The 26,648-nt window shown below is 41.0% G+C and carries 28 protein-coding genes; 16 read left to right on the plus strand and 12 right to left on the minus strand.

Features of this window, described 5'->3' with window-relative positions; translation table 11 throughout:
* Positions 1-20 precede the first annotated feature (20 nt).
* The 3 genes from NSQ36_RS06945 to mreBH form a co-directional block, all read right to left on the minus strand.
* The gene (locus NSQ36_RS06945; RefSeq protein WP_339207093.1) at positions 21-1,253 is read right to left on the minus strand and encodes an aminopeptidase; all 1,233 of its coding nucleotides are present in this window, start codon (positions 1,251-1,253) and stop codon (positions 21-23) included.
* A 106-nt stretch (positions 1,254-1,359) separates the two neighbouring features.
* Complete coding sequence (locus tag NSQ36_RS06950; RefSeq protein ID WP_003210922.1) at positions 1,360-1,491, minus strand: protein YkpC; 132 nt, start codon at positions 1,489-1,491, stop codon at positions 1,360-1,362.
* A 74-nt stretch (positions 1,492-1,565) separates the two neighbouring features.
* Positions 1,566-2,573, minus strand: coding sequence for a rod-share determining protein MreBH (gene mreBH, locus NSQ36_RS06955; protein WP_003211642.1), 1,008 nt, complete (start codon positions 2,571-2,573; stop codon positions 1,566-1,568).
* Positions 2,574-2,849: 276 nt separating this feature from the next.
* Here mreBH and NSQ36_RS06960 point away from each other — a divergent pair, with 276 nt between their 5' ends.
* The 5 genes from NSQ36_RS06960 to ade all read left to right on the plus strand — a co-directional run bounded on the left by NSQ36_RS06960 (position 2,850) and on the right by ade (position 8,122).
* Complete coding sequence (locus tag NSQ36_RS06960; protein WP_003211634.1) at positions 2,850-3,128, plus strand: AbrB/MazE/SpoVT family DNA-binding domain-containing protein; 279 nt, start codon at positions 2,850-2,852, stop codon at positions 3,126-3,128.
* Between the two features lie 142 nt (positions 3,129-3,270).
* Entirely contained in the window at positions 3,271-4,581 is a 1,311-nt protein-coding gene (locus NSQ36_RS06965) for an ATP-binding protein (RefSeq protein WP_339207095.1), read from the plus strand.
* Positions 4,582-4,585: 4 nt separating this feature from the next.
* Positions 4,586-5,422, plus strand: coding sequence for a gamma-glutamylcyclotransferase family protein (locus NSQ36_RS06970; protein WP_251191323.1), 837 nt, complete (start codon positions 4,586-4,588; stop codon positions 5,420-5,422).
* Between the two features lie 37 nt (positions 5,423-5,459).
* A complete protein-coding gene (locus tag NSQ36_RS06975; RefSeq protein WP_003211815.1) occupies positions 5,460-6,128 on the plus strand; it encodes a TrkA family potassium uptake protein in 669 nt (222 codons plus the stop codon).
* A 263-nt stretch (positions 6,129-6,391) separates the two neighbouring features.
* Positions 6,392-8,122, plus strand: coding sequence for an adenine deaminase (ade, locus tag NSQ36_RS06980; RefSeq protein WP_251191322.1), 1,731 nt, complete (start codon positions 6,392-6,394; stop codon positions 8,120-8,122).
* 91 nt (positions 8,123-8,213) lie between these two features.
* Here the strand turns inward: ade and rnjA are convergent, their stop codons facing one another.
* Together rnjA and NSQ36_RS06990 are read right to left on the minus strand one after the other, a co-directional pair.
* Complete coding sequence (gene rnjA, locus NSQ36_RS06985; protein WP_003212511.1) at positions 8,214-9,881, minus strand: ribonuclease J1; 1,668 nt, start codon at positions 9,879-9,881, stop codon at positions 8,214-8,216.
* Positions 9,882-9,886: 5 nt separating this feature from the next.
* On the minus strand, positions 9,887-10,096 hold the full coding sequence (locus NSQ36_RS06990; RefSeq protein ID WP_003211882.1) for a DNA-directed RNA polymerase subunit epsilon: 210 nt from the start codon (positions 10,094-10,096) through the stop codon (positions 9,887-9,889).
* A gap of 395 nt (positions 10,097-10,491) precedes the next feature.
* Here NSQ36_RS06990 and NSQ36_RS06995 point away from each other — a divergent pair, with 395 nt between their 5' ends.
* Positions 10,492-11,271, plus strand: coding sequence for a Cof-type HAD-IIB family hydrolase (locus NSQ36_RS06995; protein WP_251191321.1), 780 nt, complete (start codon positions 10,492-10,494; stop codon positions 11,269-11,271).
* A 39-nt stretch (positions 11,272-11,310) separates the two neighbouring features.
* On the opposite strand, the gene def is transcribed toward NSQ36_RS06995, so the two are convergent.
* Together def and NSQ36_RS07005 are read right to left on the minus strand one after the other, a co-directional pair.
* Positions 11,311-11,868 carry a peptide deformylase gene (def, locus tag NSQ36_RS07000; RefSeq protein ID WP_137054685.1) on the minus strand — a complete coding sequence of 186 codons (558 nt, stop codon included), beginning with the start codon at positions 11,866-11,868 and terminating at the stop codon, positions 11,311-11,313.
* Between the two features lie 112 nt (positions 11,869-11,980).
* Entirely contained in the window at positions 11,981-12,169 is a 189-nt protein-coding gene (locus NSQ36_RS07005) for a YjcZ family sporulation protein (protein WP_041816227.1), read from the minus strand.
* A gap of 234 nt (positions 12,170-12,403) precedes the next feature.
* Here NSQ36_RS07005 and NSQ36_RS07010 point away from each other — a divergent pair, with 234 nt between their 5' ends.
* From NSQ36_RS07010 to lpdA, 5 genes are all read left to right on the plus strand, one after another.
* The gene (locus NSQ36_RS07010) at positions 12,404-13,072 is read left to right on the plus strand and encodes a YkyA family protein (protein ID WP_251191320.1); all 669 of its coding nucleotides are present in this window, start codon (positions 12,404-12,406) and stop codon (positions 13,070-13,072) included.
* A 410-nt stretch (positions 13,073-13,482) separates the two neighbouring features.
* Positions 13,483-14,598, plus strand: coding sequence for a pyruvate dehydrogenase (acetyl-transferring) E1 component subunit alpha (gene pdhA / locus NSQ36_RS07015; RefSeq protein ID WP_003211678.1), 1,116 nt, complete (start codon positions 13,483-13,485; stop codon positions 14,596-14,598).
* A gap of 3 nt (positions 14,599-14,601) precedes the next feature.
* A complete protein-coding gene (pdhB, locus tag NSQ36_RS07020; RefSeq protein ID WP_003211433.1) occupies positions 14,602-15,579 on the plus strand; it encodes a pyruvate dehydrogenase complex E1 component subunit beta in 978 nt (325 codons plus the stop codon).
* Positions 15,580-15,686: 107 nt separating this feature from the next.
* Positions 15,687-17,027 (plus strand): dihydrolipoamide acetyltransferase family protein, encoded by a 1,341-nt coding sequence (locus NSQ36_RS07025; RefSeq protein WP_003211261.1) that lies wholly within the window; start codon positions 15,687-15,689, stop codon positions 17,025-17,027.
* 4 nt (positions 17,028-17,031) lie between these two features.
* A complete protein-coding gene (gene lpdA, locus NSQ36_RS07030) occupies positions 17,032-18,444 on the plus strand; it encodes a dihydrolipoyl dehydrogenase (RefSeq protein WP_003211097.1) in 1,413 nt (470 codons plus the stop codon).
* A gap of 118 nt (positions 18,445-18,562) precedes the next feature.
* On the opposite strand, the gene NSQ36_RS07035 is transcribed toward lpdA, so the two are convergent.
* Complete coding sequence (locus tag NSQ36_RS07035) at positions 18,563-18,943, minus strand: hypothetical protein (RefSeq protein WP_223250645.1); 381 nt, start codon at positions 18,941-18,943, stop codon at positions 18,563-18,565.
* Positions 18,944-19,259: 316 nt separating this feature from the next.
* On the opposite strand from NSQ36_RS07035, the gene NSQ36_RS07040 reads away from it, so the two are divergent.
* Complete coding sequence (locus tag NSQ36_RS07040; protein ID WP_003212464.1) at positions 19,260-19,379, plus strand: GapA-binding peptide SR1P; 120 nt, start codon at positions 19,260-19,262, stop codon at positions 19,377-19,379.
* 43 nt (positions 19,380-19,422) lie between these two features.
* Here NSQ36_RS07040 and NSQ36_RS07045 read toward each other — a convergent pair whose 3' ends face one another.
* Positions 19,423-20,895 carry an aminotransferase class I/II-fold pyridoxal phosphate-dependent enzyme gene (locus NSQ36_RS07045; RefSeq protein WP_251191318.1) on the minus strand — a complete coding sequence of 491 codons (1,473 nt, stop codon included), beginning with the start codon at positions 20,893-20,895 and terminating at the stop codon, positions 19,423-19,425.
* A 190-nt stretch (positions 20,896-21,085) separates the two neighbouring features.
* Between NSQ36_RS07045 and NSQ36_RS07050 the strand changes: the two genes are divergently transcribed.
* Entirely contained in the window at positions 21,086-21,355 is a 270-nt protein-coding gene (locus NSQ36_RS07050) for a UPF0223 family protein (protein WP_050945118.1), read from the plus strand.
* A 30-nt stretch (positions 21,356-21,385) separates the two neighbouring features.
* Here NSQ36_RS07050 and NSQ36_RS07055 read toward each other — a convergent pair whose 3' ends face one another.
* Positions 21,386-22,021 carry a DUF1054 domain-containing protein gene (locus NSQ36_RS07055; protein WP_050945117.1) on the minus strand — a complete coding sequence of 212 codons (636 nt, stop codon included), beginning with the start codon at positions 22,019-22,021 and terminating at the stop codon, positions 21,386-21,388.
* A 288-nt stretch (positions 22,022-22,309) separates the two neighbouring features.
* Between NSQ36_RS07055 and NSQ36_RS07060 the strand changes: the two genes are divergently transcribed.
* Entirely contained in the window at positions 22,310-22,498 is a 189-nt protein-coding gene (locus tag NSQ36_RS07060) for a hypothetical protein (RefSeq protein WP_003211901.1), read from the plus strand.
* A 133-nt stretch (positions 22,499-22,631) separates the two neighbouring features.
* A complete protein-coding gene (locus tag NSQ36_RS07065; protein ID WP_137054683.1) occupies positions 22,632-23,438 on the plus strand; it encodes an inositol monophosphatase family protein in 807 nt (268 codons plus the stop codon).
* 157 nt (positions 23,439-23,595) lie between these two features.
* Here NSQ36_RS07065 and NSQ36_RS07070 read toward each other — a convergent pair whose 3' ends face one another.
* Positions 23,596-24,231: a hypothetical protein gene (locus NSQ36_RS07070; protein ID WP_044142020.1), complete on the minus strand. Its 636-nt coding sequence runs from the start codon at positions 24,229-24,231 to the stop codon at positions 23,596-23,598.
* Positions 24,232-24,505: 274 nt separating this feature from the next.
* The gene (locus NSQ36_RS07075) at positions 24,506-24,685 is read right to left on the minus strand and encodes a DUF5325 family protein (RefSeq protein ID WP_003211596.1); all 180 of its coding nucleotides are present in this window, start codon (positions 24,683-24,685) and stop codon (positions 24,506-24,508) included.
* Positions 24,686-24,799: 114 nt separating this feature from the next.
* On the opposite strand from NSQ36_RS07075, the gene typA reads away from it, so the two are divergent.
* A complete protein-coding gene (typA, locus tag NSQ36_RS07080; protein WP_003212439.1) occupies positions 24,800-26,638 on the plus strand; it encodes a translational GTPase TypA in 1,839 nt (612 codons plus the stop codon).
* Positions 26,639-26,648 lie beyond the last annotated feature (10 nt).

The raw sequence follows: 26,648 nt of genomic DNA on the forward strand, positions 1-26,648 counted from the left end.
AAGTGGATGTCTTTTTTTGGTTAAATCGCCCAGTTTCCATTACGGAAGATCGGTTCACGTTTTCCGTCTTTTGTAATACCGTCAATATTCATTTCCTTTGAACCAATCATGAAATCGACGTGTGTGATACTGTTGTTTACACCAGCTGCATCCAATTCTTCACGATTCATCTCTTTTCCGCCTTCGATATTGAACGCATACCCGCTGCCGATGGCAAGGTGATTCGATGCGTTTTCATCATAAAGGGTATTGTAATAGAGAATGTTCGAGTTTGAGATTGGTGAATCATCTGGTACGAGAGCAACCTCACCTAGATAATGAGAGCCTTCATCTGTTTCAACGAGCGAAGTTAAAATGTCTTCGCCTTCCTTCGCTTTCACATCGACAATTCGGCCATTTTCAAATGTTAAAGTAAACTCATCAATGATATTTCCTGCATAGCTGAGCGGTTTTGTGCTTGAGACAGTCCCATTTACACCATCTTTTTTAGGTACGGTAAAGACTTCTTCTGTTGGCATGTTGGCCATGAAAGAGACGCCGCGCTCACTCACGCTGCCGGCACCTACCCAAATGTGCTGCTCAGGGAGCTCAATCGTTAAATCAGTGCCAGGAGCATCATAATGAAGCTTGTGGTAGTGGCGCTCATTTAGGATTTTGACCTTTTCATTTAGCAACTCATCGTGCTTTTTCCAAGCCTCCACAGGATCTGCTTGATCAGCGCGAGCGACTTTAAAGATTTGATCCCATAATAAAGCGACAGCTTCTTCATCTGTCTCGTCAGGGAAAATCTTTTTCGCCCAATCTTTTGATGCAGCGCCTACGACCGTCCAAGCCACTTTGTCTGATTGAACATATTGGCGATATGTATGAAGGGCGGATCCAGCGGCTTTTTGCTGTGCAGCGATTTTTTTCGAATCAATGCCTCGCAGAAGGTCAGGGTTTTCTGACAAGATCGTGATAAAAGCGCCGCCGCGTTTTGCGATGGTTTCCATCATCTGTGCTTCCCATTCTGGGAATTGCTCAAACACATCCTGCGGTGCATGTTCATATTTTAAACGAGCAAGAACACCATCACTCCAGCGGATATGTACGTTTTTCGCCCCGCGCTCATATGCATGTTTCGCGACAAGACGAACAAGGTCTGCAGATTCAGTAGATGCAGATACGACGACTTCTTGTTCCTTTTGAACATTCACACCGACTTCAACGATGGTCTTCGCATATTGATCTAATTGTTTTTCGAATGAATTCATAAAAACCCTCCTTTAGTCATGTTCATCATATCAGATTTAAGACCGAAAAGGAAAATGGGGAGCACGCGAAAGGCCAAAATAAAAAAGCCGCTTTCATGCGGCTTTTTTAGCGGTTCAGTTGTTTCACAGGCTGTGCATTAGAAGGGGGCATATGTGAAAACGACAGGCTCATTCCTCCTAATATAATACCCGTTAAAATGACTGTGACAACGACCCGTTTACCTAAATCAAGCAACATGTTCTTCCTCCTTCACGTTTATCCATTCCTCACGATATGATCGAAATGATAAAAAAAGAAGTAGAACAAGAAGATTATTTTAATGTTTTTTGCAATTTATGAATGACTTCTAGTGAACGACCTGTTCCGATTGCGACAGATTCAAGTGGATTTGCTGCAATATGAACTGGAACGACAATCTCCTGTGAGAGCCATTCTTGAATCCCGTTTAACAAAGCGCCACCGCCGGTTAAGATCACGCCGCGGTCTACGATGTCACCACTAAGCTCTGGAGGGCTGTCCTCTAATGTGGCACGAATCGCCTCTAAAATATGAAGAAGTGACTCTCGCATGGCACCTTGAATTTCATGAGATTCAAGTGTGATCGTTTTTGGAAGACCTGTCACCAGATCACGTCCACGTACTTCTAATGATTCAGGCTCATGCTCAATGAGACAATAACCAATTTCCATTTTAACTTGCTCAGCTGTCCGCTCGCCGATTAATAGGTTATATTTCTTTCGGACAAACGTAATGATATCTTCATCCAGCTGATCTCCGCCAATTCGAATGGAATGACAAGAGACAACGCCGCCAAACGAAATGATGGCAACTTCCGTTGTTCCTCCGCCAATATCAACTACGACGTTTGCAACAGGCTCATCTACTGGGAGATCAGCGCCGATTGCGGCTGCAACAGGTTCTTCTATTAAATGCACGTGCTTTGCTCCGCAGTTTTTCACAGCATCACTGATGGCACGACGCTCAACAGCTGTTGAACCAGAAGGTGTACATACGACGACCGTTGGTTTTCTGAAGGTAAACCCGATATTTTTTCCTGCTTTTTTCATGATTTGTTTGAGTAAATCTGTTGTCATATCATAATCAGCGATGACACCGTCTTTCATCGGACGGATCGCCACAATTTTCCCAGGTGTTTTCCCAATCATTTCTTTTGCTTCTGTTCCGACGGCAAGTACAGTTTTTGTTTCTGTATCGACTGCCACGACGGACGGTTCATTTAAAATAATTCCCTTATTTTTACTATAAACCAATATGTTAGCTGTTCCTAAATCAATTCCAATTTCGGCATTTTGAAACATGTTTTCACCCAATCTCTATTTTTGCTGTTTTAAACAATTTTACATTTAAAAGTTCAGAGGGTTGAGGTCATTTGTGGGGGTTTGTGATGACCTTGAAATGAACTTGTAAAATTCAAGTATCATTTTGACAATCACAATAAATTTTCCCTTTGTTTTTTCTTTTATGAAAAAAATTTTTATAGAGGAGAAACCTTTTGAGAATCTCTTACGTCTACGATATATCAATTGGTGAAAAACAGATTGATCTTGAGCAAATGAAAGAAAGAGGGAACGAAATTGAAATCTATCGGAGTTGTAAGAAAAGTAGACGAACTAGGGCGTATTGTGATGCCAATCGAATTAAGAAGAGCACTTGATATTGCCATTAAAGACAGTATGGAATTTTTTATAGATGGGGAGAAAATCGTCTTGAAAAAATACAAGCCAGAGGGTGTTTGCCTCATGACTGGTGAGATTACATCAGAGAACCATGATTATGGAAATGGTCAAATTACATTAAGCGCTGAAGGCGCAGAACTGCTCTTAAAAGAGCTGCAAGAAGCTCTTCAGCAGTAATGAAAAAAGCCTGCTCTCTTCCTTTGTGCGGAGAACAGGCTTTTTTTCTGAAAAAGTTCCTTAAAAATGCCCCATCTCCCTCAAAAAATAAGTGGAAAATGGTACAATTGACAAAGAATCTCAGGGCGGCAGGTGGAATCATTTGAACAAAACATATCAAGTGCGGATCGTGTTATCTGTTCTTGCATTTATTTTAATATTAAGCTGGGATTTCTTTTATTATCTAGGCGGCTATCAAATTAATTGGCCGCTCGATCTAGCCTTTACAGTCCTTGTTCTAACAGGGATCTGGGTTGTCTCAGGCTATGTAGACCGCTTAAATCTATTTGTGTCAGACTTAAATACGAGAGAGAAAGAAGCACATGAACTGACAGAGCGGCTGAATCGAATCACAGATAACTTGCAAGAAATCGTCTTTGAAACAAACGAAAAAGGTGAAATTATTTTTTTGAATCAAGCATGGACACAAATGACAGGCTATGACATTGATGAATGTCTAGGCACCATGTACAATCAGTACTTTGATCAAGAGGAACGCGTGGTGCAGCATTTGTTATCTGTGATCAAGGAGCATAAGGATGCGGGGCGGGTAGAACTGCAGCTTCTCCATAAAGAGGGAAAGAAGGTATGGGGAGACGTTCATTACAAGCTCTATTTTGATGAGCATCACCAGTTTACCGGAGGAATTGGAACAGTAGCTGATATTACGAAACAAAAGCAGGCAAAGCTTGAGCTTGAAAGATCCAATCAGCAATTGCAAATGCAGGCGCAAAAGCTGGCCGTCGCTGGACAAATAGCCGCTGGAATCGCCCATGAAGTCAGAAATCCACTGACATCAGTAAATGGTTTTTTACAGCTGATGAAGACACAATATCCTGAAAGAACCGATTATTTTGACATTATCTTCTCTGAAATTAAACGGATTGATTTTGTTTTAAGTGAGCTGCTTGTATTGGCTAAGCCTCAAGCGGTCCATTTTCAAGAAGTTCAGCTTCATGAGCTTCTAGAACAAGTGATTACTTTATTAAAAACAAATGCCGTTCTTTCAAATATTGATCTCAAGCAGCCATTTAAAAGGCAGGATGCCGGTGCAATCCTAGCAGACGCTAACCAAATGAAGCAGCTGTTCATTAATTTAATCAAAAATGCGATTGAGGCAATGCCAGAAGGTGGCAGCATATACATATCTACAGAAAAAGTATTGAATGAATGGAAGATTACCATTCAAGATGAAGGAAAAGGGATGTCTGAAGAAGATATTCAAAAAATATATGACCCTTTCTTTTCCACGAAAAAAGAAGGGACAGGGCTTGGTCTGACCATCTGTGCGACAATTTTAAAAGATCATCACGGAAGAATGGACGTGTCTAGTGAGCTTGGAATAGGCACAGCTTTTCATATTTATTTGCCTGTGTGTCAAAAAAGCAGACAGCAGCAAGTTGAGAGGACGTGAAGTCATGACGGTGAAAGCTTTATTTGTATATGGGACGCTATTGCAGCATGAAGAGCACCATGAAGCGTACATGAAGGAAAGTAGACTAATAGCTAAATCTGCTTGGATGAATGGAAGAATCTACGATACAGGTCAAGGATATCCAGCGTGTGTTTCCGCAGAAAAAGGCACTGTATACGGGGAATTGTACGAGGTGACTGCTGACACGTTGAATAAGATAGACGCACTAGAGGAAGGGTATGACAAGCAGGAAATCAATGTCATGACGGATCAAGGTCAGGTAGCAGCCATGACATACACTTTGCCAGAGCAGAAGGCATCAGCACTGAAAGAAATAAAGAGAGGGTGCTGGAAAGCTTATAAACTGTGGCATCAGAAGCCATCATCCTTCTATTATTTTGCCTATGGCTCCTGTATGGATGATGCTAGATTTAAGCTCGCAGAAGTCGATCATCACTTCAGACAAATCATCGGCGGTGGTGTACTAAACGGTTTTACTACGAGATTTACATTGGTGAGGCCAGATGGATCAAGAGCTGATATGGTAGAAGACGGCGGCGAAACAGAGGGTGTATTATATGAAGTTCCTTTTGATGCCATTCGTTATTTGTATAAACGAGAGGGAGTATATGAAGGCACATATCGTCCAGCTTTTGTCGATGTCAAAATAGGTGATCAAATTTATGAGGACTGTTTAACCTTTCTTGTGCTTCAAAAGAGCGAAGAAATCGCTCCGCCAGCTCATTATCGCAGTGAAATCGAAAAAGGAGCAGACCTTTACTTAAGTGAAGCGTTCCGCAAAAAAATTCGTTCCCATATGGATTCATTAATCAAACCGTAGTAAAATGCATGGTAAGTGAGATAAAAGGAGTCTGAACATGAAAAAGGAATATGCAGTCATTGGTCTTGGACGCTTTGGCGGAAGTATTTGCAAGGCGCTGAGCGAAGAAGGACTTGAAGTCATGGCGATGGATATGAATGAAGATCGAGTAAACGAGTACGCGAAAATTGCCTCACATGCAGTCATTGGTGATTCGACGGACGAAAACGTTTTAAAAAATCTTGGTATTCGCAATTTTGATCATGTCATCGTTGCAATCGGTGAAAATATTCAGGCAAGTATTTTAACAACGATTATGCTGAAAGAGCTTGGCGTCAAAATGGTCACCGTGAAAGCGCAAAATGACTACCATGAAAAGGTGCTCAACAAAATTGGAGCGGATCGCATCGTTCATCCAGAGCGAGATATGGGCAGACGGATTGCACATAAAATCATTTCAAATAACGTGCTTGATTACCTCGAGCTGTCAGATGAGTACAGCCTGATTGAGATTGTGGCAAACAGTAGGCTGGCGGGACATTCTCTTTTAGATCTTGATATACGGGCAAAATACGGCATCAACATTGTGGCCATTAAGCGCGGAAAAGAAGTCATTGTTTCCCCGCTGGCAGATGAAATGATTCAAAAAGAAGATATCCTCATTGTCATTGGGGCAGTAGCCGATATAGGACGCTTTGAAAAACGAGAAATGCAAAACGATTATTAAGCACTCCGATGACGGGGTGTTTTTTTTACATGAATGTGTTCATGACAGGTGGACATTGAGACGGAAATTGACACTGAAAAGGGTTGCTTTGTTCATGTATAACCGCAAAAATGAATCATCTTATTTTTCGTGCAATTATCACTATTCAGAAATAAAAATCAGTGTTTTGATATGGTTGATTTTCTCTAAATGTCATTGACTGGACAAACAGATTCGTTTACGATAAGAAACATTATATTGTTTACTTGGAGGAGGCAGTGTCGTTGGATAAGGAGCTTTTCAGACATCAAATTGAGGTAGCAGCAAAGAGAAAAAAAGCAGCCCTCGTGATTAAACATGCGAAAGTCATGGATGTGTTTAACCAGGAATGGATAGACGCTGATGTCGCTGTTGAAAATGGACAAATAGTCGGGATAGGGGAGTACGAGGGAGAACAGGAGCTTGATGCAGCAGGTCAAATGCTTGTGCCTGGTTTTATTGATGGCCACGTTCATATCGAGTCTTCAATGGTTACCCCTGCTGAATTCTCCAAAGCTGTCGTTCCGCGCGGTGTGACAACTGTCGTAACAGATCCGCATGAAATCGCCAATGTGTCAGGTATAACAGGCATCCAATTTATGCTGGAAGAAGCGAGAAAAGCTGCCTTACATATTTATTTCATGCTGCCATCCTGTGTACCGGCAGTAAGTTTTGAACGATCAGGTGCTACGTTAAAAGCGAAAGATTTAAAGCCTCTTTATCAAGAAAAGGAAGTGCTTGGTCTTGCTGAGGTGATGGACTATGTCGGTGTGGAGCAGGCAGAAGAAGATATGCTTCAAAAGCTGCTTGATGCCCAAAACGAGAATAAACTGATTGATGGCCATTTAGCAGGCTTAACAGATCGTTTAATCAACGTCTACCGGACGGCCAATATCCAAACAGACCATGAGGTGACAACTGCACAGGAAGCCCTTGAGCGTGTGAAAAGGGGCATGTATGTGATGCTGAGAGAAGGATCTGTTGCCAAAAACGTGAAAAATGTTTTACCCGCTGTCAATGAAAAGAATGCGAGACGCTTTTTCTTTTGCACAGATGATAAACATTTGGATGATTTAATGGCACAGGGAAGTATTGATGAGCAAGTACGGATGTCCATAAAAGAAGGCTTAGATCCATTTTTAGCCTATCAAATGGGAAGCTTAAATGCCGCAGAGTGTTTTGGTCTTAAAACAAAGGGAGCCATTGCACCAGGCTATGATGCTGATTTTATGCTTGTCTCGGACTTTCATCATGTAGACATTACAAGCGTATTTATCGCAGGTGAATTGGTTGCACAGAACGGAGAGTACAAGCCGAGTGTCGAAAAGATCGCACCAAGCCCAGCATTATTACAATCTGTTCATGCAGTAGATGTTCAAGAGGAAGACATTGCACTACCTATCACGGGCGATCAACATATGAATGTGATCCGTATTATTCCGAATCAGCTTGAAACAAAGTTAGAACAAGTCTCTCCTTCAGAAATGAACGGACAATTTACAAGTGATACAGGCAGAGATGTATTGAAAATGGTGCTTGTTGAACGTCATCAAGGTTTATCTGAAATAGGCGTAGGGATTGTCAGCGGCTTCGGCATCAAACAGGGCGCGATTGCAACAACGGTTGCACATGATTCACATAACTTAATTGCAGTTGGCACAAATGATGCTGATATCATCAAAGCGATTGAGGCGTTAAAAGAAGCAGGCGGCGGTTTGACTGTTGTTAAAGAAGGGCGTTCTCTTCATACGCTGCCATTACCGATCTCTGGTTTATTGTCAGATCAGCCGGCACATCTCGTCAATGAAAGCCTTCATACACTTCATGAAGCGCTTAAAGAAACAGGTTTTACCTTAGACTTTAATCCGTTTTTGACGCTGTCCTTCTTGGCACTTCCAGTCATTCCTGATGTGAAAATGACGACAAAGGGCTTGTTTGATGTCAGAAACTTCCAGCACCTCCCAATTCAATCATAAAAAGTGAGAAACCGCATGTTATATATGCGGCTTTTTTCAATACTGATGAAAAAAAGAGACACAGCCAGTCGGCTCGTGTCTCTTTTTGTGATTACACTTCCATAATAATCGGTAAGATCATTGGGCGGCGTCTTGTTTTTTCGTAAAGGAAAGGAGCAAGTGTGTCCGTAATTTCGTTCTTAATTTCCGACCACTGAGTTGTCTTACGTTCCATTACTTTTTCAAGATGCTTTGAAATGAGATCTTGTGCGTCGTTGATGAGGTCTCCAGATTCTCTCATGTAGACAAAGCCTCTTGAGATGAGATCAGGACCAGCAGAGATTTTGAATTCTTTCATGTCCATGCTGACGACCACAATGACAAGACCTTCTTCAGAAAGAATGCGGCGGTCTCTTAAGACGATATTCCCGATATCGCCAATTCCGCTTCCGTCGATATACACGTTACCTGATGGAATTTTGCCAGCGACACTTGCTTCGTCACCTTTTAGTGCAAGTACTTCACCGTTATCCATGATAAAGCAGTTTTCCTCAGGAATTCCGCAATCATTCGCAAGTTTAATATGCGTTTTTTGCATGCGGTATTCACCGTGAATCGGCATAAAGAATTTTGGTTTAATTAAACGGAGCATCAGCTTTTGTTCTTCTTGTCCGCCATGACCAGATGTATGAATATTATTAAGTGAGCCATGAATAACCTCAGCGCCAGCACGGTACAGCTGGTTAATGGTGCGGCTTACGCTAATATTGTTACCTGGAATCGGTGAAGAAGAGAAGACAACAGTGTCTCCAGGATTAATCGAAATCTGGCGGTGAGTGCCGTTTGCAATACGAGAAAGAGCAGCCATCGGCTCACCTTGGCTCCCAGTACAAAGAATAGTCACTTTGTTTGCTGGTAGACGGTTGATTTCATTATGTTCAATGAACGTGTTTTTTGGACATTTAATGTAGCCAAGATCTTGTCCAATATCAATGGCAGACTCCATACTTCGTCCAAACACCGCAACTTTTCGGCCGTTGGCAACAGCGGACTCGATCACTTGCTGAAGTCTGTGAATGTTTGAAGCAAACGTAGCAAAGATAATACGTCCGTCGACTTTTCTAAAGATGTCATCAATGCTTTCGCCTACGCGTCTTTCAGACATCGTAAATTCTGGAATTTCACTGTTTGTACTATCGGATAAAAGACATAGAACGCCTTCTTTCCCGATTTCAGCCATTTTTGTTAAGTTGGCAGGTTCGCCAACAGGCGTAAAGTCAAACTTGAAATCACCTGTATGTACGATGTTACCAGGAGGTGTCTTCACGACAATTCCATAAGAATCTGGAATACTGTGTGTAGTTCTAAAGAAAGACACAGCTGTTTTTCTGAATTTAATGGTATCTTCTTCTTCATAAATGTGAAGTTTTGTTTGTCTCAAGAGACCGTGCTCTTCCAATTTATTACGAAGTAGGCCGATTGCGAGTTTGCCGCCGTAAACTGGAATATTCACTTGCTTGAGAAGGTAAGGGATACCGCCGATGTGGTCTTCATGTCCGTGAGTGATGAAAAGACCTTTGATTTTATCTTCGTTTTTAACTAAGTACGTATAGTCAGGGATGACGTAGTCAATTCCAAGAAGCTCATCTTCAGGGAACTTAATACCAGCATCAATTAAAATGATTTCATCTTGAAATTGAACGCCATACGTGTTTTTACCGATCTCGCCTAAACCGCCGAGCGCAAAAACTGCCGCCTGATCGTTTTTTACAAATTTCATTCCTCTCATAGCTCCAATACTTTAAAATTTTCACTTTCTCGTTCATAGTCTAAAAAAGCACCGTCTACAGGCTGAATGAATTCAATGTTGTAGCTATGTTTTTTCAACTTATCACGTACGTCTCTTTCAGAAACTGCTTCAACGTATAGTGAATCTGTGTGTTCTCTTACAGGTACCTCAGTAGTACTTGCCTGAAAAAATACCTTATATATCATCCAAATCTCTCCTTAAATACCGTATGTTACACTCGCTATTTCTATTATATTAAAAAAACGCGCATAAGAAAAGTCTCTGAGAAAAAAGGACCTTCAGCAAATGTGCGGAAGATCCTTTTAAGCGATCGATTTTTTACGAAGCATGTCCTTCCATTGTCTTCTAATTTTCTTGCGCAGACGACGAAGCATCGCAGGTCGCCTCCTTTCGAATTGAAGTTAGATTAGACCTTGTATTCCGTTCTCTCTTTATACTTGTATTATATGACGTTTCCATTGAATGTTACATGGTTATATGTGGGAAATAGGCGTTTTCATAGGAAGTGGTTTCGAAAGCAGAAATCTTTCTGTATGATGAAAGGGAGTAGATATACATAACAAGAGACAGGAGACGGGATATGAATAAAAAAGTCATCTTCTTTGATATCGACGGTACTTTATATGATCATGATAAAAAAATACCTGAATCAACGAAGCGATCGGTTCGTTTATTAAAAGAAAAAGGCCATCATCTCTTCATTGCATCTGGGCGTTCGCCTTTTTTAATTAAGCCTATTTTAGAGGAATTGGGGCTTGACTCCTTTATAGCTTATAACGGTCAGTATGTCATGTATGAGGGAGAAGTCATTTACGGCAATCCGCTTAAACTGGAGCTAATGGAGCAAATTTATGAAACAGCGGATCATCATGATCATCCGCTTGTTTTCATGGGGGAAAAAGCGATGAAGGCTTCTGTGCCAAATCACCCGTTTATCCATGAGGGGATTGGGACTTTAAAAACAGAGCATCCTGAACATGATTTATCTTACTTTAAAGAAAACGAGATTTTTCAAATGCTGTTATTCTGTAAGGCAGAAGAGGAAGTCCAATACGAGGCGTTCCGCGAAGAAATTGATCTTGTCAGATGGCACGAGCTGTCAACAGATGTCTTGCCAAAAGGCGGATCAAAGGCTGAAGGCATTAAACGAGTTATCGAAAGACTGCCTTACGAGCAAAAGGATACCGTTGCCTTTGGAGACGGTCTGAACGATCGAGAGATGATTTCGTTTGCTGGTACAGGCGTCGCCATGGGAAATGCTGTGAATGAACTAAAAGATTTGGCTGATTTTGTGACAAAGCCAGTAGATGAAGACGGCATATTCCATGCAGTGACTCATTTAGGCCTGATTGAAGAATAAAAAAAGAAGACCCTTAGATTATTGGGTCTTCTTTTTATTTTATGATCTGCCGATCGCAACAGAGTTGTCAGGCTCAGCGAATGGCTGATCCTTTTGAATATGATCATAAAACATAATGCCGTTTAAATGGTCGATTTCATGCTGAAACACAATGGCCGGAAACCCTTTTAGGCGAATATCAATGTCTTCTCCTTCAAGCGTTGTACCCTTCACCCTGATCTTTTGATATCGAGGGACAAATCCAGGAATGGCTTCATCAACAGATAAGCAGCCTTCACCAGTCGTTAAATAAGCTCTTTTGACGGAATGACTGACAATGCGCGGGTTGAAAAGGGCATAGCTGTATTCCACTCCATCTTCATCCTCACAGTGAACAGCGATCATTCGTTTACTGACATTAATTTGCGGAGCCGCGAGTCCAACGCCGGGTCTGAGTCCATACTTTTCAGCCATGTCAGCATCCTGACTATTTTTAACGAATTCAATCATGTCAGCTAAATGCTGTTTGTCCTCTTCTGTCGGCGGGAGCTCGACCGCTTCAGCTGTTTGTCTTAAGACGGGATGTCCGTCCCGTACGATATCTTCCATGGTAATCACAAATCTTCACTCCTATTTCCTTTGTATGTAAAGTATATAAAATGATACACAACATATGCAATGAAATAAAGAAGACCGGTCCTATGAGACCGGTCAGAGGCTTAAACAGCCATTAGCAGCAGCCGCCACCGCCGCCTAAGAATGCTGCGCCAACGATGATTAATAGGATGAAAAGGACAACGATTAAAGCGAATGTCCGTCCACCGCCGTATCCGTAGCCACCGCCATAACTTGGGTAACAACAGCCACCGCCATATCCACCACCGTATCCATACCCGTAACCGCCGTATCCACCATACATACTTCCATGACTATAATTAGACATACTTTTGACCTCCTTTGGAAATACACTCGGCCTCTCATAAGTGAAGGCGAAGCGTGTAATATAAACTATGTATGAATGCACTATTTGTATAGTCATGCGCCTATCACTTGAAAAAAATCTTCTTCGGCTCCTCAGAATGACCTCTTTCCTTGTCACAAACGCCTATAAAAATTATAGTGGTATGTGGAGATGTAAAGGGGGAACCTTGTGATGAGACAGATAAGAAGAAGCATGAAAGCAGGTGCTGCTTTAGCGGGGATATGTACCCTTTTGCTGGCGGGGTGCGGAGGTCAAAGTCCATTTCATGATATGCAAGATGCGATGACGAAAATGAGCGAAAAAGAGGCATCCTTTGAAAAAGAGCAAGGCGCACTGCAAAGCTATGAGAAAAAAGAGCAGCAGCTCTATAAAAAAATGATTCAAACCACAAAGGATCACACTAAAACAGTGAAAAGCCTTTCTGATCAGGCGTTAGCATCTGCAGCGAAACGAGAAGAACATTTGAAAACAGAAAAAGACAGCATGGATGAATCGAAAAAAGAATTGAAAACGGTCAAGGAATCTGCGGGACGTATACAAGATACGAATTTAAAAGAAAAAGCAGATGAAACGGTCAAATCGCTTGAGAAAAGATATGCGTCGTATGACCAGCTTTACAAGGAATATCAAAAGGCGTTGAAACAAGATCAGCATTTATATCAATCTTTAAAGAAAAAGGACTTAGGATATAAAGAGCTAAAATCCAAGCTGAAGACGGTGAACCGTTCTTATAGCAAAGTCAGAAAAGAAGGTAAAAAGTTCAATCAATATACAAAGCAATTGAATGAGCATAAACAGGCTTTGTCTAAAGTGGCAGATCAAGAGTCCAAAAAGAGCTGAAAAAACAGCTCTTTTTTTATTTTTCGACAAAAACAAACATTTTCTATTGTAGTACAGTAGTACACACTATACTAGTACAGTTCGATATGTTTGTTAAACAGATTGATACAGCTCACCATAAAAAGTAAAGCGAATACATTTATTTAAATAAAGCCGTTAAATCAATTGACGGACTATTTTTCTTGTTGTAAACTAGTCCTTGTTAACAGAAGTTGTATTAGTTATTTGTGAACTATCGTTAATACAGTTAGAAGAACTCAAAAACGAGCGATCATCTTATGTTTCGACAACGATCCTAGTGGCTATTAAATACAGGAGTCATATGTGTATTTTGGGTTATCCTATATCTGTATGTATAAATGGATTCACGACAAATTGACTGTTAAAAGAAAGGAAGAGGTGACTTTAGAATGGCTGCAAAAACAAAAAAAGCAATTGTTGATAGCAAAAAGCAATTTGATGCCATCAAAAAGCAGTTTGAAACGTTTCAAATTTTAAACGAAAAAGGCGAAGTCGTAAACGAAGCGGCAATGCCAGATCTCTCAGATGACCAATTAAAAGAATTAATGCGCCGTATGGTGTTTACACGAGTATTAGATCAACGTTCAATTTCATTGAACCGTCAAGGACGTCTTGGCTTCTATGCGCCAACAGCTGGACAAGAGGCTTCTCAGCTTGCAACTCACTTTGCACTTGAGAAAGAAGATTTCATTCTTCCAGGATATCGTGATGTACCACAATTAATCTGGCATGGCCTACCATTAACAAAAGCGTTCTTGTTCTCTCGTGGACACTTTGTTGGTAACCAAATGCCTGAAGATTTGAATGCACTTTCACCACAAATCATTATCGGTGCACAAATCATTCAAGCTGCTGGTGTAGCTCTTGGTTTGAAAAAGCGCGGTAAAAATGCTGTTGCAATCACTTACACTGGTGATGGCGGAGCTTCACAAGGTGATTTCTACGAAGGTATTAACTTTGCAGGGGCTTACAAAGCGCCAGCGATTTTTGTTGTCCAAAACAACAGATATGCGATCTCTACTCCTGTTGAGAAGCAATCTGCTGCGCAAACAATTGCACAAAAAGCGGCTGCAGCTGGTATCGTAGGCGTACAAGTTGACGGTATGGATGCATTAGCTGTATATGCAGCAACTGCTGAAGCTCGTGAGCGTGCTGTAAATGGCGAAGGTCCAACATTAATCGAAACTCTTACATTCCGTTACGGCCCACATACAATGGCTGGTGACGATCCAACAAGATATCGTACAAAAGAAGATGAAAACGAGTGGGAGCAAAAAGATCCATTGGTACGCTACCGCAAATTCTTGGAAAACAAAGGCCTATGGTCTGAAGAAGAAGAGAATAAAGTCATCGAAGATGCAAAAGAACAAATCAAACAAGCGATCAAAGAAGCTGACGAACAGCCTAAGCAAAAAGTCACTGACTTGATTGAAAACATGTACGATGTGAAACCATTCAACTTAGTTGAACAGCTTGAAATTTACAAACAGAAGGAGTCGAAGTAAGCCATGGCGCAAATGACAATGATTCAAGCGATCACTGATGCGTTACGCACAGAACTGAAAAATGACGAAAACGTTCTCGTTTTCGGAGAAGACGTTGGTAAAAACGGCGGCGTATTCCGTGCGACTGAAGGATTGCAAAAAGAGTTTGGTGAGGATCGTGTATTCGATACACCACTTGCTGAATCTGGTATTGGCGGTCTTGCAATTGGCCTTGGACTACAAGAATTCCGCCCAGTAATGGAAATTCAATTCTTCGGATTCGTTTACGAAGTATTAGATTCTGTTTCTGGACAAATGGCTCGTATGCGTTACCGTTCTGGCGGACGCTGGCATTCTCCAGTGACAATCCGTTCTCCATTCGGCGGGGGAGTTCACACACCTGAGCTTCACGCTGATAGCTTAGAAGGTCTTATCGCACAACAGCCTGGTATCAAGGTGGTCATTCCTTCAACACCTTACGATGCAAAAGGACTATTAATTTCTGCAATCCGCGACAATGATCCGGTTGTATTCCTTGAGCATATGAAACTTTATCGCTCATTCCGTCAGGAAGTTCCTGAAGAAGAGTACACAATTGAAATCGGTAAAGCTGACGTGAAACGTGAAGGTTCTGACCTTTCAATCATCACTTACGGTGCAATGGTTCACGAATCACTTAAAGCTGCTGAAGAGCTTGAAAAAGAAGGCGTTTCTGCTGAAGTGATCGACCTTCGTACAGTAAGCCCGCTTGATATTGAAACAATCATCGCTTCTGTTGAAAAAACAGGTCGTGCGATCGTTGTTCAAGAAGCACAAAAACAAGCTGGTATTGCTGCAAACGTAGTAGCTGAAATCAATGACAGAGCAATCCTTAGCCTAGAAGCACCAGTACTTCGTGTAGCTGCACCTGATACTGTATTTGCTTTCTCTCAAGCTGAGACCGTATGGCTTCCAAACCATAAAGACGTGCTTGAAACAGCTAAGAAAGTTCTTGAATTTTAATTAAATGACTGAGGGGAAAAGAATTTATTTCTCTTCCCCTTTATCAATTACAAGACCGTGTAAACATACACAACAAGGATTCAACAAAATCTAGGAGGCGAAAAACAGTGGCATTTGAATTTAAACTTCCGGACATCGGAGAAGGTATCCACGAAGGTGAGATCGTTAAGTGGTTTGTAAAACCAAACGACGAAATTAATGAAGATGACGTTTTAGCAGAGGTACAAAACGATAAAGCAGTTGTAGAAATTCCTTCACCTGTTAAAGGAAAAGTATTAGAATTAAAAGTTGAAGAGGGAACAGTTGCAACTGTAGGACAAACAATCATTACGTTTGATGCACCTGGTTACGAAAATCTTCAATTTAAAGGCAGCGAAGAAGAAGGCGAAGCAAAAACTGAAGCTCAAGTACAAGGTACTGCTGAAGCTGGTAACGAGCCAGAGAAGAAAGAAGTGGCACAAGAAGAAGCGGCAGCAGCAACTGGTGCAGGCGCACAAGAGCAAGTAGATGCTGATCCAAACAAACGCGTTATCGCTATGCCATCTGTACGTAAATATGCTCGCGAAAAAGGCATTGAAATTTACAAAGTTGCAGGTTCTGGTAAAAACGGACGTGTGTTAAAAGAAGATATCGACAGCTTCGTTAATGGTGGTTCTGCAGCTCAAGAAGCAGCGCCTCAAGCAGCTGAAAGTGCGAAAGAAGAAGCAGCTCCAAAAGCGGCAGCAGCTCCAGTTCTTGAAGGGGAATTCCCAGAAACTCGCGAGAAAATGAGCGGAATCCGCAAAGCGATCGCGAAAGCAATGGTAAACTCTAAGCATACAGCTCCTCACGTAACATTAATGGATGAAGTTGATGTAACGAACCTTGTTGCACATCGTAAACAATTCAAACAAGTTGCAGCTGATCAAGGAATCAAGTTAACTTACTTGCCTTACGTTGTAAAAGCTCTTACTTCTGCTTTGAAAAAGTACCCAGTACTTAACACTTCTATCGATGATAAAACAGATGAAGTTGTTCAAAAGCATTACTACAACATCGGAATTGCAGCTGATACTGAAAAAGGCCTGCTCGTTCCAGTTGTGAAAAATGCAGATCGCAAAGCTATTTTTGAAGTGTCTAACGAAATCAACGAGCTTGCAACAAAAGCACGTGATGGTAAATTGGCTCCAGCTGAAATGAAAGGTGCATCTTGCACAATCACAAACATCGGTTCTGCTGGTGGACAATGGTTTACTCCAGTCATCAACCACCCAGAAGTAGCGATCCTTGGTATTGGCCGTATCGCTGAAAAAGCGGTTGTTCGTGATGGCGAAATCGTTGCAGCTCCAGTCTTAGCTCTTTCCCTAAGCTTTGACCACCGTATGATCGACGGAGCTACTGCGCAAAATGCCCTTAACCACATCAAGCGTTTATTGAATGATCCACAATTAATTTTAATGGAGGCGTAATGTCATGGTAGTAGGAGATTTCCCAATCGAAACAGATACTCTTGTCATCGGTGCAGGTCCTGGCGGATATGTAGCTGCTATTCGTGCTGCACAGCTTGGACAAAAAGTAACAATCGTTGAAAAAGGAACACTTGGCGGTGTATGTCTAAACGTTGGTTGTATTCCTTCAAAAGCATTAATCAATGCTGGCCATCGTTTCGAAAATGCTAAGCATTCTGAAGACATGGGTATCAAAGCTGAAAACGTAACAGTTGATTTCACAAAAGTTCAAGAGTGGAAAGCTTCTGTTGTAAACAAATTAACAGGTGGAGTTCAAGGTCTTCTTAAAGGAAATAAAGTAGACATCGTTAAAGGTGAAGCTTATTTCGTAGACAGCAACTCTGTACGTGTAATGGATGAAAATTCAGCACAGACGTACACTTTCAAAAATGCAATTCTTGCTACTGGATCTCGTCCAATTGAATTGCCTACTTTTAAATACACAGACCGCGTGATCAACTCAACCGGTGCTTTAGCGCTTAAAGAAGTACCTAAGAAGTTAGTTGTTATCGGTGGTGGATATATCGGTACTGAGCTTGGTACTGCTTATGCAAACTTTGGAACAGAAGTTGTCATCCTTGAAGGTGGAGACGAAATCCTTCCAGGTTTCGAAAAGCAAATGAGCTCATTGGTTAAACGTAACCTGAAGAAAAAAGGAAACGTTGAAATCCATACAAACGCTCTTGCAAAAGGCGTTGAAGAAAAATCTGATGGTGTCACTGTTACTTTCGAAGTAAAAGGTGAAGAAAAAACAGTTGATGCTGATTACGTACTTGTTACTGTTGGTCGTCGTCCAAACACAGATGAGCTTGGTCTTGAGCAAGTTGGTGTTGAATTGACTGACCGCGGAGTTGTCAAAACAGACAAACAATGCCGTACAAGCGTATCTAACATCTATGCAATTGGTGACATCGTTGATGGACCACCACTTGCACACAAAGCTTCTTACGAAGGTAAAATTGCAGCTGAAGCAATCGCTGGAGAGCCAGCTGAAATTGATTACCTTGGTATTCCTGCTGTTGTATTCTCTGAGCCAGAACTTGCAACTGTTGGATACACTGAAGCAGAAGCAAAAGAAGAAGGAATCGACATCGTTGCAGCGAAATTCCCATTCGCAGCAAACGGACGTGCACTTTCTCTTGACGCAACTGATGGCTTCATGAAAATGATCACTCGTAAAGAGGATGGTCTTGTGATTGGTGCACAAATCGCAGGTGTTGGCGCTTCTGATATGATTTCAGAGCTTAGCCTTGCAATCGAAGCTGGAGTGACTGCTGAAGATATCGCAATGACAATTCACGCTCACCCAACTTTAGGTGAAATTACAATGGAAACGGCTGAAGTAGCAATTGGAAGCCCAATCCATATCGTAAAATAATGAACTTATTAAAACCCTCTCCATCAAGGAGAGGGTTTTTTTGAGCGCTGCATGAGAAAAACCCCTCATTTCATGAGGGGGCTATTTCATATGGATATATAAGTGCAAGGTGAAGCCATTAATTTGTATTCACGCGGTCTAAAGCGTGGCATAAAGGCGATAAAATATCCTCTTTGCTGCTGACATTTCCTTCAACCTTCACAATGACTTTTTCATTATTTACAAGTAAAATAGCCGGTAATTCGTCTACTTCATTTTTCCAGCCTTTACGATCTTCTTTCACAATCATCTTTGACATTTCCTTCGGGTATTCATTCTTTAAATCGAGGACTGCATCATAATAAGGACTTTCTTTATCAAGATTTTCTGCATCTGTAAAAAAGAGAATTCTTGGTTTTTGAATATGACTGACTTGGTCTGTCTGATTCGGTATGATATACGCAAATGAGCATGAACTAAGTACAAAGAGCATGGGGAATATAATGAGAAGTGTCCTCATAAAATTCAATCTATTCACCTCAAAATCCTTTGGGGTTGTCCCAACATTTTTAGGAGCTGGTTACCTGTTAGTCACTCTAGTGTATCATGTCCTTTTTGACAATTTTCGATTGTTACTCAATTGTTACAGAATTGATATGAAGCAAAATACAATTGAAACGTTCCCTCAATATGATGAGAAAATAGCACATATTCATAAAAAATAATTAAATGTGTCATACAATTAACCGTTGACAACTTAAATGTGACATCATATTATAGAAGTATGAAATAGATTAAACGCTTTCAAATATTGAATGAAGAAAAGGGGAATGTACGTGGGTACAATTATTTGTCAAGATTGCAATGAGACCATTGATCAATTTGAAAATGAAAAAGTGACAACACTATACGGAACGTGTGGTCACTGTCATTGCTGTGATGAAGCCTCTGAATAAATAAAAAAGCATGCAGCTCCATTTGGGGCTGCATGTTTCTTTTTTATAAAATTGGTTTCTGTTCTTTAATCACGCGGATCATCTCTAGCGTTGAATCTTCTGGTCCTTGGACAGGGAGACCAATTTCAATGTTTTTAAAGATATAGGAGATATTTTCTTCTGTGATAATCTCTCCTGGTATAAAAATAGGTATGCCTGGCGGGTACACCATAACAAACTCTGCGATGATGCGGCCTGTTGCTTCTTTAAACGGAACCACTTCTGTTGTGGCGTAAAAGGCATCACGCGGCGTCATGGCAAGCGATGGAATCTCAGGAAGCAGGACTTCAGTTACCGCTTGTGTGCCGCTCTCACTTGTAGAGGTTGCGGCAATGTCTTTCATAGCCATTATAAGCGTATCGATTGTTTCATCAGAATCACCAGGGGTCACAATACATAAAATGTTGTAAAGGTCAGAAAGCTCCACTTCAATCCGGTAGCTTTCTCTCAACCATTTTTCAACATCATGGCCATTTAGGCCAAGGTCTTTAATTGAAATAATTAATTTCGTTGGATCATAATCATACGTAGAAGCTGAACTGAGTATTTCCTTGCCAATACACGTAATGCCATTAATTTGATTCAAACGGTTTCTCGCTGATTCAGCTAAACGGATGGCTTCATCTGCTAGTGCCTTTCCTTCAGTGGCTAATCGCTTTCGAGCGACATCAAGTGACGCCAAGAGCAAATAAGAAGTAGACGTTGTTGTCAGCATGCTTAAAATCGATTGCACGCGATCTTTTGAGATAAGCCCTTCCTTCATATTTAAAATAGAGCTTTGGGTCAGGGAACCGCCGAGTTTGTGGACACTTGTTGCTGCCATGTCGGCACCTGCCTGCATGGCAGATAGCGGGAGCTTATCGTGAAAATGAATATGCACGCCGTGTGCTTCATCGACAAGGACAGGCACATGAAATGAATGGGCAATGTCTACAATCGATTTTAAGTCTGCTGAAACGCCAAAATACGTCGGATTAATCACAAGCAGACCTTTTGCATCTGGGTGCTCCGTGAGTGCCTTTTTCGCTGATTCTGGTGTAATGCCGTGAGAGATGCCAAGCTCTTTGTCTATTTCTGGGTGAATAAAAACAGGAACTGCGCCAGAAAATACAATCGCGGACATAATCGATTTATGGACGTTACGCGGAACGATGATTTTATCTCCAGGTCCGCATACGGTCATCACCATTGTCATGATGGCGCCGCTTGTTCCTTGGATACAGAAAAACGTATGGTCAGCACCGAAGGCTTCAGCAGCTAGATCTTGTGCTTCTTTTATCATTCCTCGAGGTGAGTGTAAATCATCAAGAGGTTCTATATTAATGAGATCAATGCTTAATGCATTGTCGCCAATGAATGCTCTAAATTCAGGGTCCATTCCGGCTCCTTTTTTATGGCCAGGAATGTGAAATTGAACTGGATTGGTTGCTGCGTGTTTTTTTAGTCCAGTGTATAAGGGTGTATCATGTTGTGACAATTGCTTTCCCACCTTCGTCGAAATACCTGCTATTATTGTGCCAATAACGACAGATTTCATTGCATAAAACAAAAGAATTATATTATGAACTGATCGGAATGTAAAGCATAAAATCAATCGGTTTCTGATCGAACAGATGCTATAATAAAAGTTCAAATAAGAAATGAGTGTTAAAGTGAGGGACAAGTAAATGGAATATCAATATCCAATGGACGTCGACTGGACGACAGAGGAAAAGATTGCGGTTATTTCGTTTTTTCAAGCTGTTGAAAAAGCCTATGAAAAAGGAATAGCGAAGCAGGAGTTATTAGATACTTATAAACGCTTTAAAGAGATTGTGCCATCAAAAGCAGAAGAAAAGACGCATTGTGCAGCGTTTGAAAAGGAAAGCGGGTATTCTCCTTATCGTACAGTGAAAACGGCAAGAGAAGCAGAAGAGTCCGCCATTATACGTATGTAAGAAAAAACGAGCCTTGGTGGGCTCGTTTTTTTATACAGATTGTTTTTGTGTAAAGCGGTATAGATAAGTCAACGTGCGGAAGGCATCTTCGATTTTTGATAAAAATTCTTCATTATTCATTTGAACGACTTCTTCTCTAGGCAGCTGAATACCGCAAAGGAGCTCGGCTTTTTTCACCGTTTGGACACGTTCAAACAGCGTTTTTAGCTGTTCTGCATCGAGTTCGCTGTGACGCATGACATCTGGTTTCATATGATCTTTAGACCAAACAAAATCTTGCGGTATTTTCTTCTGAATGGTATCTAGTTCTTTTTCGAATAACTGACCATATTCGCCTTTCACAGGAGATTCATAAATGAGAGCAAACCATACAAAGACATGTGTTTTCCAAAGCCCAATTTGAAAATGAGGGAGTTTTTTATACCCACGCTTGCTGTTTGCAAAAGCAACCCACGTATCATTTGGCGGATTGACTGATCTTCTAGCATGCTTTGCGACGTGTACAAACATTTCGTCTCCTGTAATAGAAGAAAGAAGTGGTGCAAAGTGTTCTCCAAGTGCCTCAAGCTTTGGACGGACTCTTTCTTTTAATACGGTCATTCGTTCATCTAAACCGTCAACTGTAAATGTCTCAAAATCTTCATCTCTAAAACGCATTTCACTCATAGTATGCCTCCTGTATTCTTTCGCTGATCATATTTTATCATAGCTTGGGTTAAGCTCAAAAAAAGATGCACCGTCATGTCAAAGATTGTAGATGAAGTAGGGCAGCGTTTAAAAACAACGATTTTGTGGTACATAACAAATAGGTAAAAACACAATTTTCAGAATGTCGTTGCGGTTATGCGATCGCTTCATACGATATAAGCAAGAACCAATTCTCTTATCGATTGAATTTTTTATCAATGAAAACTGACAAGGAATGAATCATTCTCTGGAAGGGGCGTTGACCAAATGAAGCAAATCGTGAAGCAGGGGTATAGACAGGAGAAGAAGAATCGCATCGCTGTGTGGAGATTAGAGGTGGACTATGAGCTTTCTACGCTTCATGAAGCCATCGAGCAAAAAGATGACATCCAAATCGAACGCAGCAAACGAAAGCTTGAGCGCCTAAGAAAAGAATGGGAGCAGCTTAAAGGGTAAAACAAGGTGAGGTAAAAACGAACCAATTCATCGGTTCGTTTTTGTATGAAGCTGCTTTTTTCTTGCTTTTACGCACATAATATCAGTATGCTATTACAAATAGGTATTACATAGAAAAGAGGTTTACAGTCTGATGACAAACTGGGTGGAAATTGACCGTCTTGCAAAGCTTTGGGTAAAAGAAGCAGGAAGCCGTATTAAAGCGTCCATGCAGGAAGGTCTATCAATTGAAACAAAATCAAATCCAAATGATCTTGTCACAAATATCGATAAAGAAACAGAACGTTTTTTCATTGAAAAGATACAATCGACATTTTCAGATCATCATATTTTAGGTGAAGAGGGACAAGGGGAAGAAGTGACCTCACTGGATGGAGTCGTGTGGATCATTGATCCAATCGATGGCACAATGAACTTTGTCCATCAAAAACGCAACTTTGCCATTTCAATCGGGATATTTGAAAATGGCATTGGGAAAATCGGTCTCATTTATGACGTCATTCATGACGAGCTTTACCATGCGATCAAAGGAGAAGGGGCTTATATGAATGATACCCTGCTTCCTCCATTAAAAGATGTAGCGATTGAAAAAGCCATTGTTGGCATTAACCCGACCTGGGCGATCGAAAGCCCTTATTTTGATGCTAAACCGTTCGCCCGCCTTGTGCGTGATGTGAGAGGGACGAGAACGATTGGATCAGCTGCACTTGAGCTCGCTTATATCGCAAGCGGCAGAAGTGACGCATACGTCACGTTAAGGCTTGCGCCGTGGGATTATGCAGCAGGCTGTGTGCTTTTGGATGAAGTAGGGGCAGTCTACTCAAATATACACGGAGAACGCCTAACGTTTCTAGACAAAAACAGTATCGTCGCCGGAAATCGATCCGTTTGTGAAAAAATCTTGCACGATTACATAAAAGGCAGTGAAAATAAAAAATAAACCAAATCACTTCATGAGAATGAAGTGATTTGGTTTATTTGATGAAACTTTTTAATGAACCACAACTGGCTATCGATATGAAAAAGCCAGATGATCATTCTTTATTGGCTGAAATAAAAAACCCCCATCTGGGCGATCCAGGTGGGGGTTTTCGAGCTTAGCTTAATTTTTCTTTAGCAATTTGAATGGCATCATAGACCGATTTTAATTGCTCTTGAGGAATTTTCTTCAGCATTTGGTTGAAAACAAGTAATTCAGTAGAGCTGAATCCAATACCTTTTGCGATTTTTGAATCAATGACAACATTACCTTTTTTGTCTAAAACAAGTGCATCACCAGCAAGATCAGCAATTCTGATCACTGATTTCAACAGCTTTTCAAATTTAGCTGCTTCTTCTTTTGTAAGACCAAGTTCAACAGCTTTCGCTGCATCAAAAACCAATTTTCCTTTTTCGTTTTTAGTGATGCTTTCACTGAAAACGATTGTCAGAACAGCTGCGCGATCTAAGAATTTCTCAGCAGTCGCCGCTTCTTCTTCAGTTAATCCGAGCTCAACAGCTTTTTTCACATCAAATGTGTAGTTGTTGTCTTCCTCAACAAATGAGTTGATGAGAATGTTGATGACACGCTCGTTTTTCTCCAATAATTCTTTAATGACTTGCTGCTGCTCGAAAGGAATCCCTTTGAAAGTTGCAGCGCTTGCTTGCCCAGGAGCTACTGTTGTGAAAGTAAGAATAATAGCTAAAGCGAAAAATACAACAGAGCTGAGCGATTTGCTCAAAATCTTCTTCATGCTTCTTTTCTCTCCCTTTTCTGTTAAATTTTGTTGCAAGAACAGCATATCACGAGAAACTTTGTGGAAGAATAGGAAAATTGTAACTTTCTGTTTGATTTTGGAGAACTATAAACGTTATTGTCGAAAAATGGAGAGGTTCAGATGGCTTACTTTTGCCAAGCCTAAATGATATGTTCTGTCTTTATACACGACCTTTCATAGGTGGTTGGTCTTGTTTTTACCCAAAATAAAAGCCTTCTACATATAGAATGTAAAAGGCTTTTGAGAAATTTTATGATTGCACGTTTAATTTTCTTTTTAATGTAAATCCTGTACCCATGAAAATCATGGCAAACACAATACTTAGACAAATACCCAGCACGTTTTTTTCTGCAAGAGTTACCCCAATAAACGCCATACTGACAACCGCAAGTAATGCACATAATAATAGAAGCCATTTGATTTGTTTCATTTGTCTCCATCCCTTTTTTTTAGAGTTAATATAAGTTTACAGAAAAACGATCGGCATTTAAAGGGGATTGTGATATAATATGAAAGTTATCTAATTATTTTAGGAGATGAAAATGTGAAACTTCGAAAAGATCTTCGCAACATCGCAATTATTGCCCACGTTGACCATGGTAAAACGACGCTTGTTGACCAATTGCTCCATCAAGCTGGTACTTTCCGTGCGAATGAAAATATCGCTGAGAGAGCCATGGATTCAAATGATTTAGAGCGAGAGCGCGGTATTACGATTTTAGCTAAAAATACTGCGATCCATTATAAAGATACACGCATTAATATTTTAGATACACCAGGACACGCCGATTTCGGTGGTGAGGTTGAGCGTATCATGAAAATGGTAGATGGTGTACTTCTCGTTGTGGATGCTTATGAAGGCTGTATGCCTCAAACACGCTTTGTGCTGAAAAAAGCACTTGAGCAAAACTTAACACCAATCGTTGTTGTCAACAAAATTGACCGCGACTTTGCTCGTCCGGCTGAAGTAGTCGATGAAGTAATCGACTTGTTCATTGAATTGGATGCAACAGAAGAACAGCTTGAATTCCCAGTTGTCTATGCATCAGCAATCAATGGTACAGCAAGTAACGATGCGAGCAAGCAAGATGAAAACATGGAATCTTTGTTTGAAGCCATTGTTAACCATATCCCTTGCCCAGTTGATAACCATGAAGAGCCGCTTCAATTCCAAGTGGCACTACTTGATTACAATGATTATGTTGGAAGAATTGGGATCGGCCGTGTATTCAGAGGAACAATGCAAGTAGGACAGCAAGTAGCCTTAATGAAAGTTGACGGCAGTGTGAAACAATTCCGTGTGACGAAGATTTTTGGTTTCCAAGGGTTAAAACGAGTGGAAATCAACGAAGCGAAAGCAGGAGATCTTGTTGCTGTTTCTGGAATGGAAGACATCAACGTAGGTGAAACGGTTTGTCCGGTTGAACACCAAGAGGCTTTGCCAATCCTTCGTATTGATGAGCCGACACTTCAAATGACGTTTGTTGTTAACAACAGCCCATTTGCAGGCCGTGAAGGGAAATACGTAACATCACGTAAAATTGAAGAGCGCTTAGAGCAGCAGCTTCAAACAGACGTCAGTCTTCGTGTTGATCCAACTGCTTCACCTGATGCGTGGGTTGTATCTGGACGCGGAGAGCTTCACTTATCCATTCTTATTGAGAATATGAGACGTGAAGGATTTGAATTACAAGTATCGAAGCCAGAAGTTATTGTAAAAGAAGTTGACGGTGTTCGATGTGAGCCTGTTGAACGCGTTCAAATTGATGTACCAGAAGAGCACACTGGCTCTATCATGGAATCAATGGGCGCACGAAAAGGTGAAATGATTGACATGATCAATAATGGTAATGGTCAAGTTCGCCTGATCTTTACAGTGCCTTCACGTGGTTTAATCGGATATACAACTGAATTTCTTTCATTAACTCGTGGTTTTGGTATTTTGAACCATACGTTTGACAGCTACCAGCCAATGCAGTCTGGTCAAGTCGGCGGACGCCGTCAAGGAGTTCTTGTTTCAATGGAAACAGGTAAAGCGACTGCTTACGGAATCCAAGGCGTTGAAGAGCGCGGTGTGATCTTCGTTGAGCCGGGTGTTGAAGTATACCAAGGAATGATTGTTGGTGAGCATAACCGTGAGAACGATCTTGTTGTCAACGTAAGCCGTATGAAACAACAAACAAACGTGCGTTCAGCGACGAAAGATCAAACGGTGAGCATGAAAAAACCACGTATTATGTCACTTGAGGAATCTCTTGAGTACTTGAATGAGGACGAATACTGTGAGGTTACACCTGAATCAATTCGTCTAAGAAAGAAAATTTTAGATAAAAACGAACGTGAGAAATCAGCGAAGAAGAAAAAGCTAGCAGGATTATCTTAATTCCATGAAG

Source organism: Bacillus sp. FSL W8-1143 (assembly GCF_037965155.1).
GTDB classification, from domain to species: domain Bacteria; phylum Bacillota; class Bacilli; order Bacillales; family Bacillaceae; genus Bacillus; species Bacillus pumilus.

What these genes read in the sequence shown, in the direction of transcription:
- NSQ36_RS06945 (WP_339207093.1), bottom strand. Translation starts at nt 1,253, where the DNA reads ATGAATTCATTCGAAAAACAATTAGATCAATATGCGAAGACCATCGTT.
- NSQ36_RS06950 (WP_003210922.1), bottom strand. Translation starts at nt 1,491, where the DNA reads ATGTTGCTTGATTTAGGTAAACGGGTCGTTGTCACAGTCATTTTAACG.
- mreBH (WP_003211642.1), bottom strand. Translation starts at nt 2,573, where the DNA reads ATGTTTCAAAATGCCGAAATTGGAATTGATTTAGGAACAGCTAACATA.
- NSQ36_RS06970 (WP_251191323.1), top strand. Translation starts at nt 4,586, where the DNA reads ATGACGGTGAAAGCTTTATTTGTATATGGGACGCTATTGCAGCATGAA.
- NSQ36_RS06975 (WP_003211815.1), top strand. Translation starts at nt 5,460, where the DNA reads ATGAAAAAGGAATATGCAGTCATTGGTCTTGGACGCTTTGGCGGAAGT.
- rnjA (WP_003212511.1), bottom strand. Translation starts at nt 9,881, where the DNA reads ATGAAATTTGTAAAAAACGATCAGGCGGCAGTTTTTGCGCTCGGCGGT.
- NSQ36_RS06990 (WP_003211882.1), bottom strand. Translation starts at nt 10,096, where the DNA reads ATGATATATAAGGTATTTTTTCAGGCAAGTACTACTGAGGTACCTGTA.
- NSQ36_RS06995 (WP_251191321.1), top strand. Translation starts at nt 10,492, where the DNA reads ATGAATAAAAAAGTCATCTTCTTTGATATCGACGGTACTTTATATGAT.
- NSQ36_RS07005 (WP_041816227.1), bottom strand. Translation starts at nt 12,169, where the DNA reads ATGTATGGTGGATACGGCGGTTACGGGTATGGATACGGTGGTGGATAT.
- NSQ36_RS07010 (WP_251191320.1), top strand. Translation starts at nt 12,404, where the DNA reads ATGAGACAGATAAGAAGAAGCATGAAAGCAGGTGCTGCTTTAGCGGGG.
- pdhA (WP_003211678.1), top strand. Translation starts at nt 13,483, where the DNA reads ATGGCTGCAAAAACAAAAAAAGCAATTGTTGATAGCAAAAAGCAATTT.
- pdhB (WP_003211433.1), top strand. Translation starts at nt 14,602, where the DNA reads ATGGCGCAAATGACAATGATTCAAGCGATCACTGATGCGTTACGCACA.
- lpdA (WP_003211097.1), top strand. Translation starts at nt 17,032, where the DNA reads ATGGTAGTAGGAGATTTCCCAATCGAAACAGATACTCTTGTCATCGGT.
- NSQ36_RS07035 (WP_223250645.1), bottom strand. Translation starts at nt 18,943, where the DNA reads ATGAGGACACTTCTCATTATATTCCCCATGCTCTTTGTACTTAGTTCA.
- NSQ36_RS07050 (WP_050945118.1), top strand. Translation starts at nt 21,086, where the DNA reads ATGGAATATCAATATCCAATGGACGTCGACTGGACGACAGAGGAAAAG.
- NSQ36_RS07055 (WP_050945117.1), bottom strand. Translation starts at nt 22,021, where the DNA reads ATGAGTGAAATGCGTTTTAGAGATGAAGATTTTGAGACATTTACAGTT.
- NSQ36_RS07060 (WP_003211901.1), top strand. Translation starts at nt 22,310, where the DNA reads ATGAAGCAAATCGTGAAGCAGGGGTATAGACAGGAGAAGAAGAATCGC.
- NSQ36_RS07065 (WP_137054683.1), top strand. Translation starts at nt 22,632, where the DNA reads ATGACAAACTGGGTGGAAATTGACCGTCTTGCAAAGCTTTGGGTAAAA.
- NSQ36_RS07070 (WP_044142020.1), bottom strand. Translation starts at nt 24,231, where the DNA reads ATGAAGAAGATTTTGAGCAAATCGCTCAGCTCTGTTGTATTTTTCGCT.
- NSQ36_RS07075 (WP_003211596.1), bottom strand. Translation starts at nt 24,685, where the DNA reads ATGAAACAAATCAAATGGCTTCTATTATTATGTGCATTACTTGCGGTT.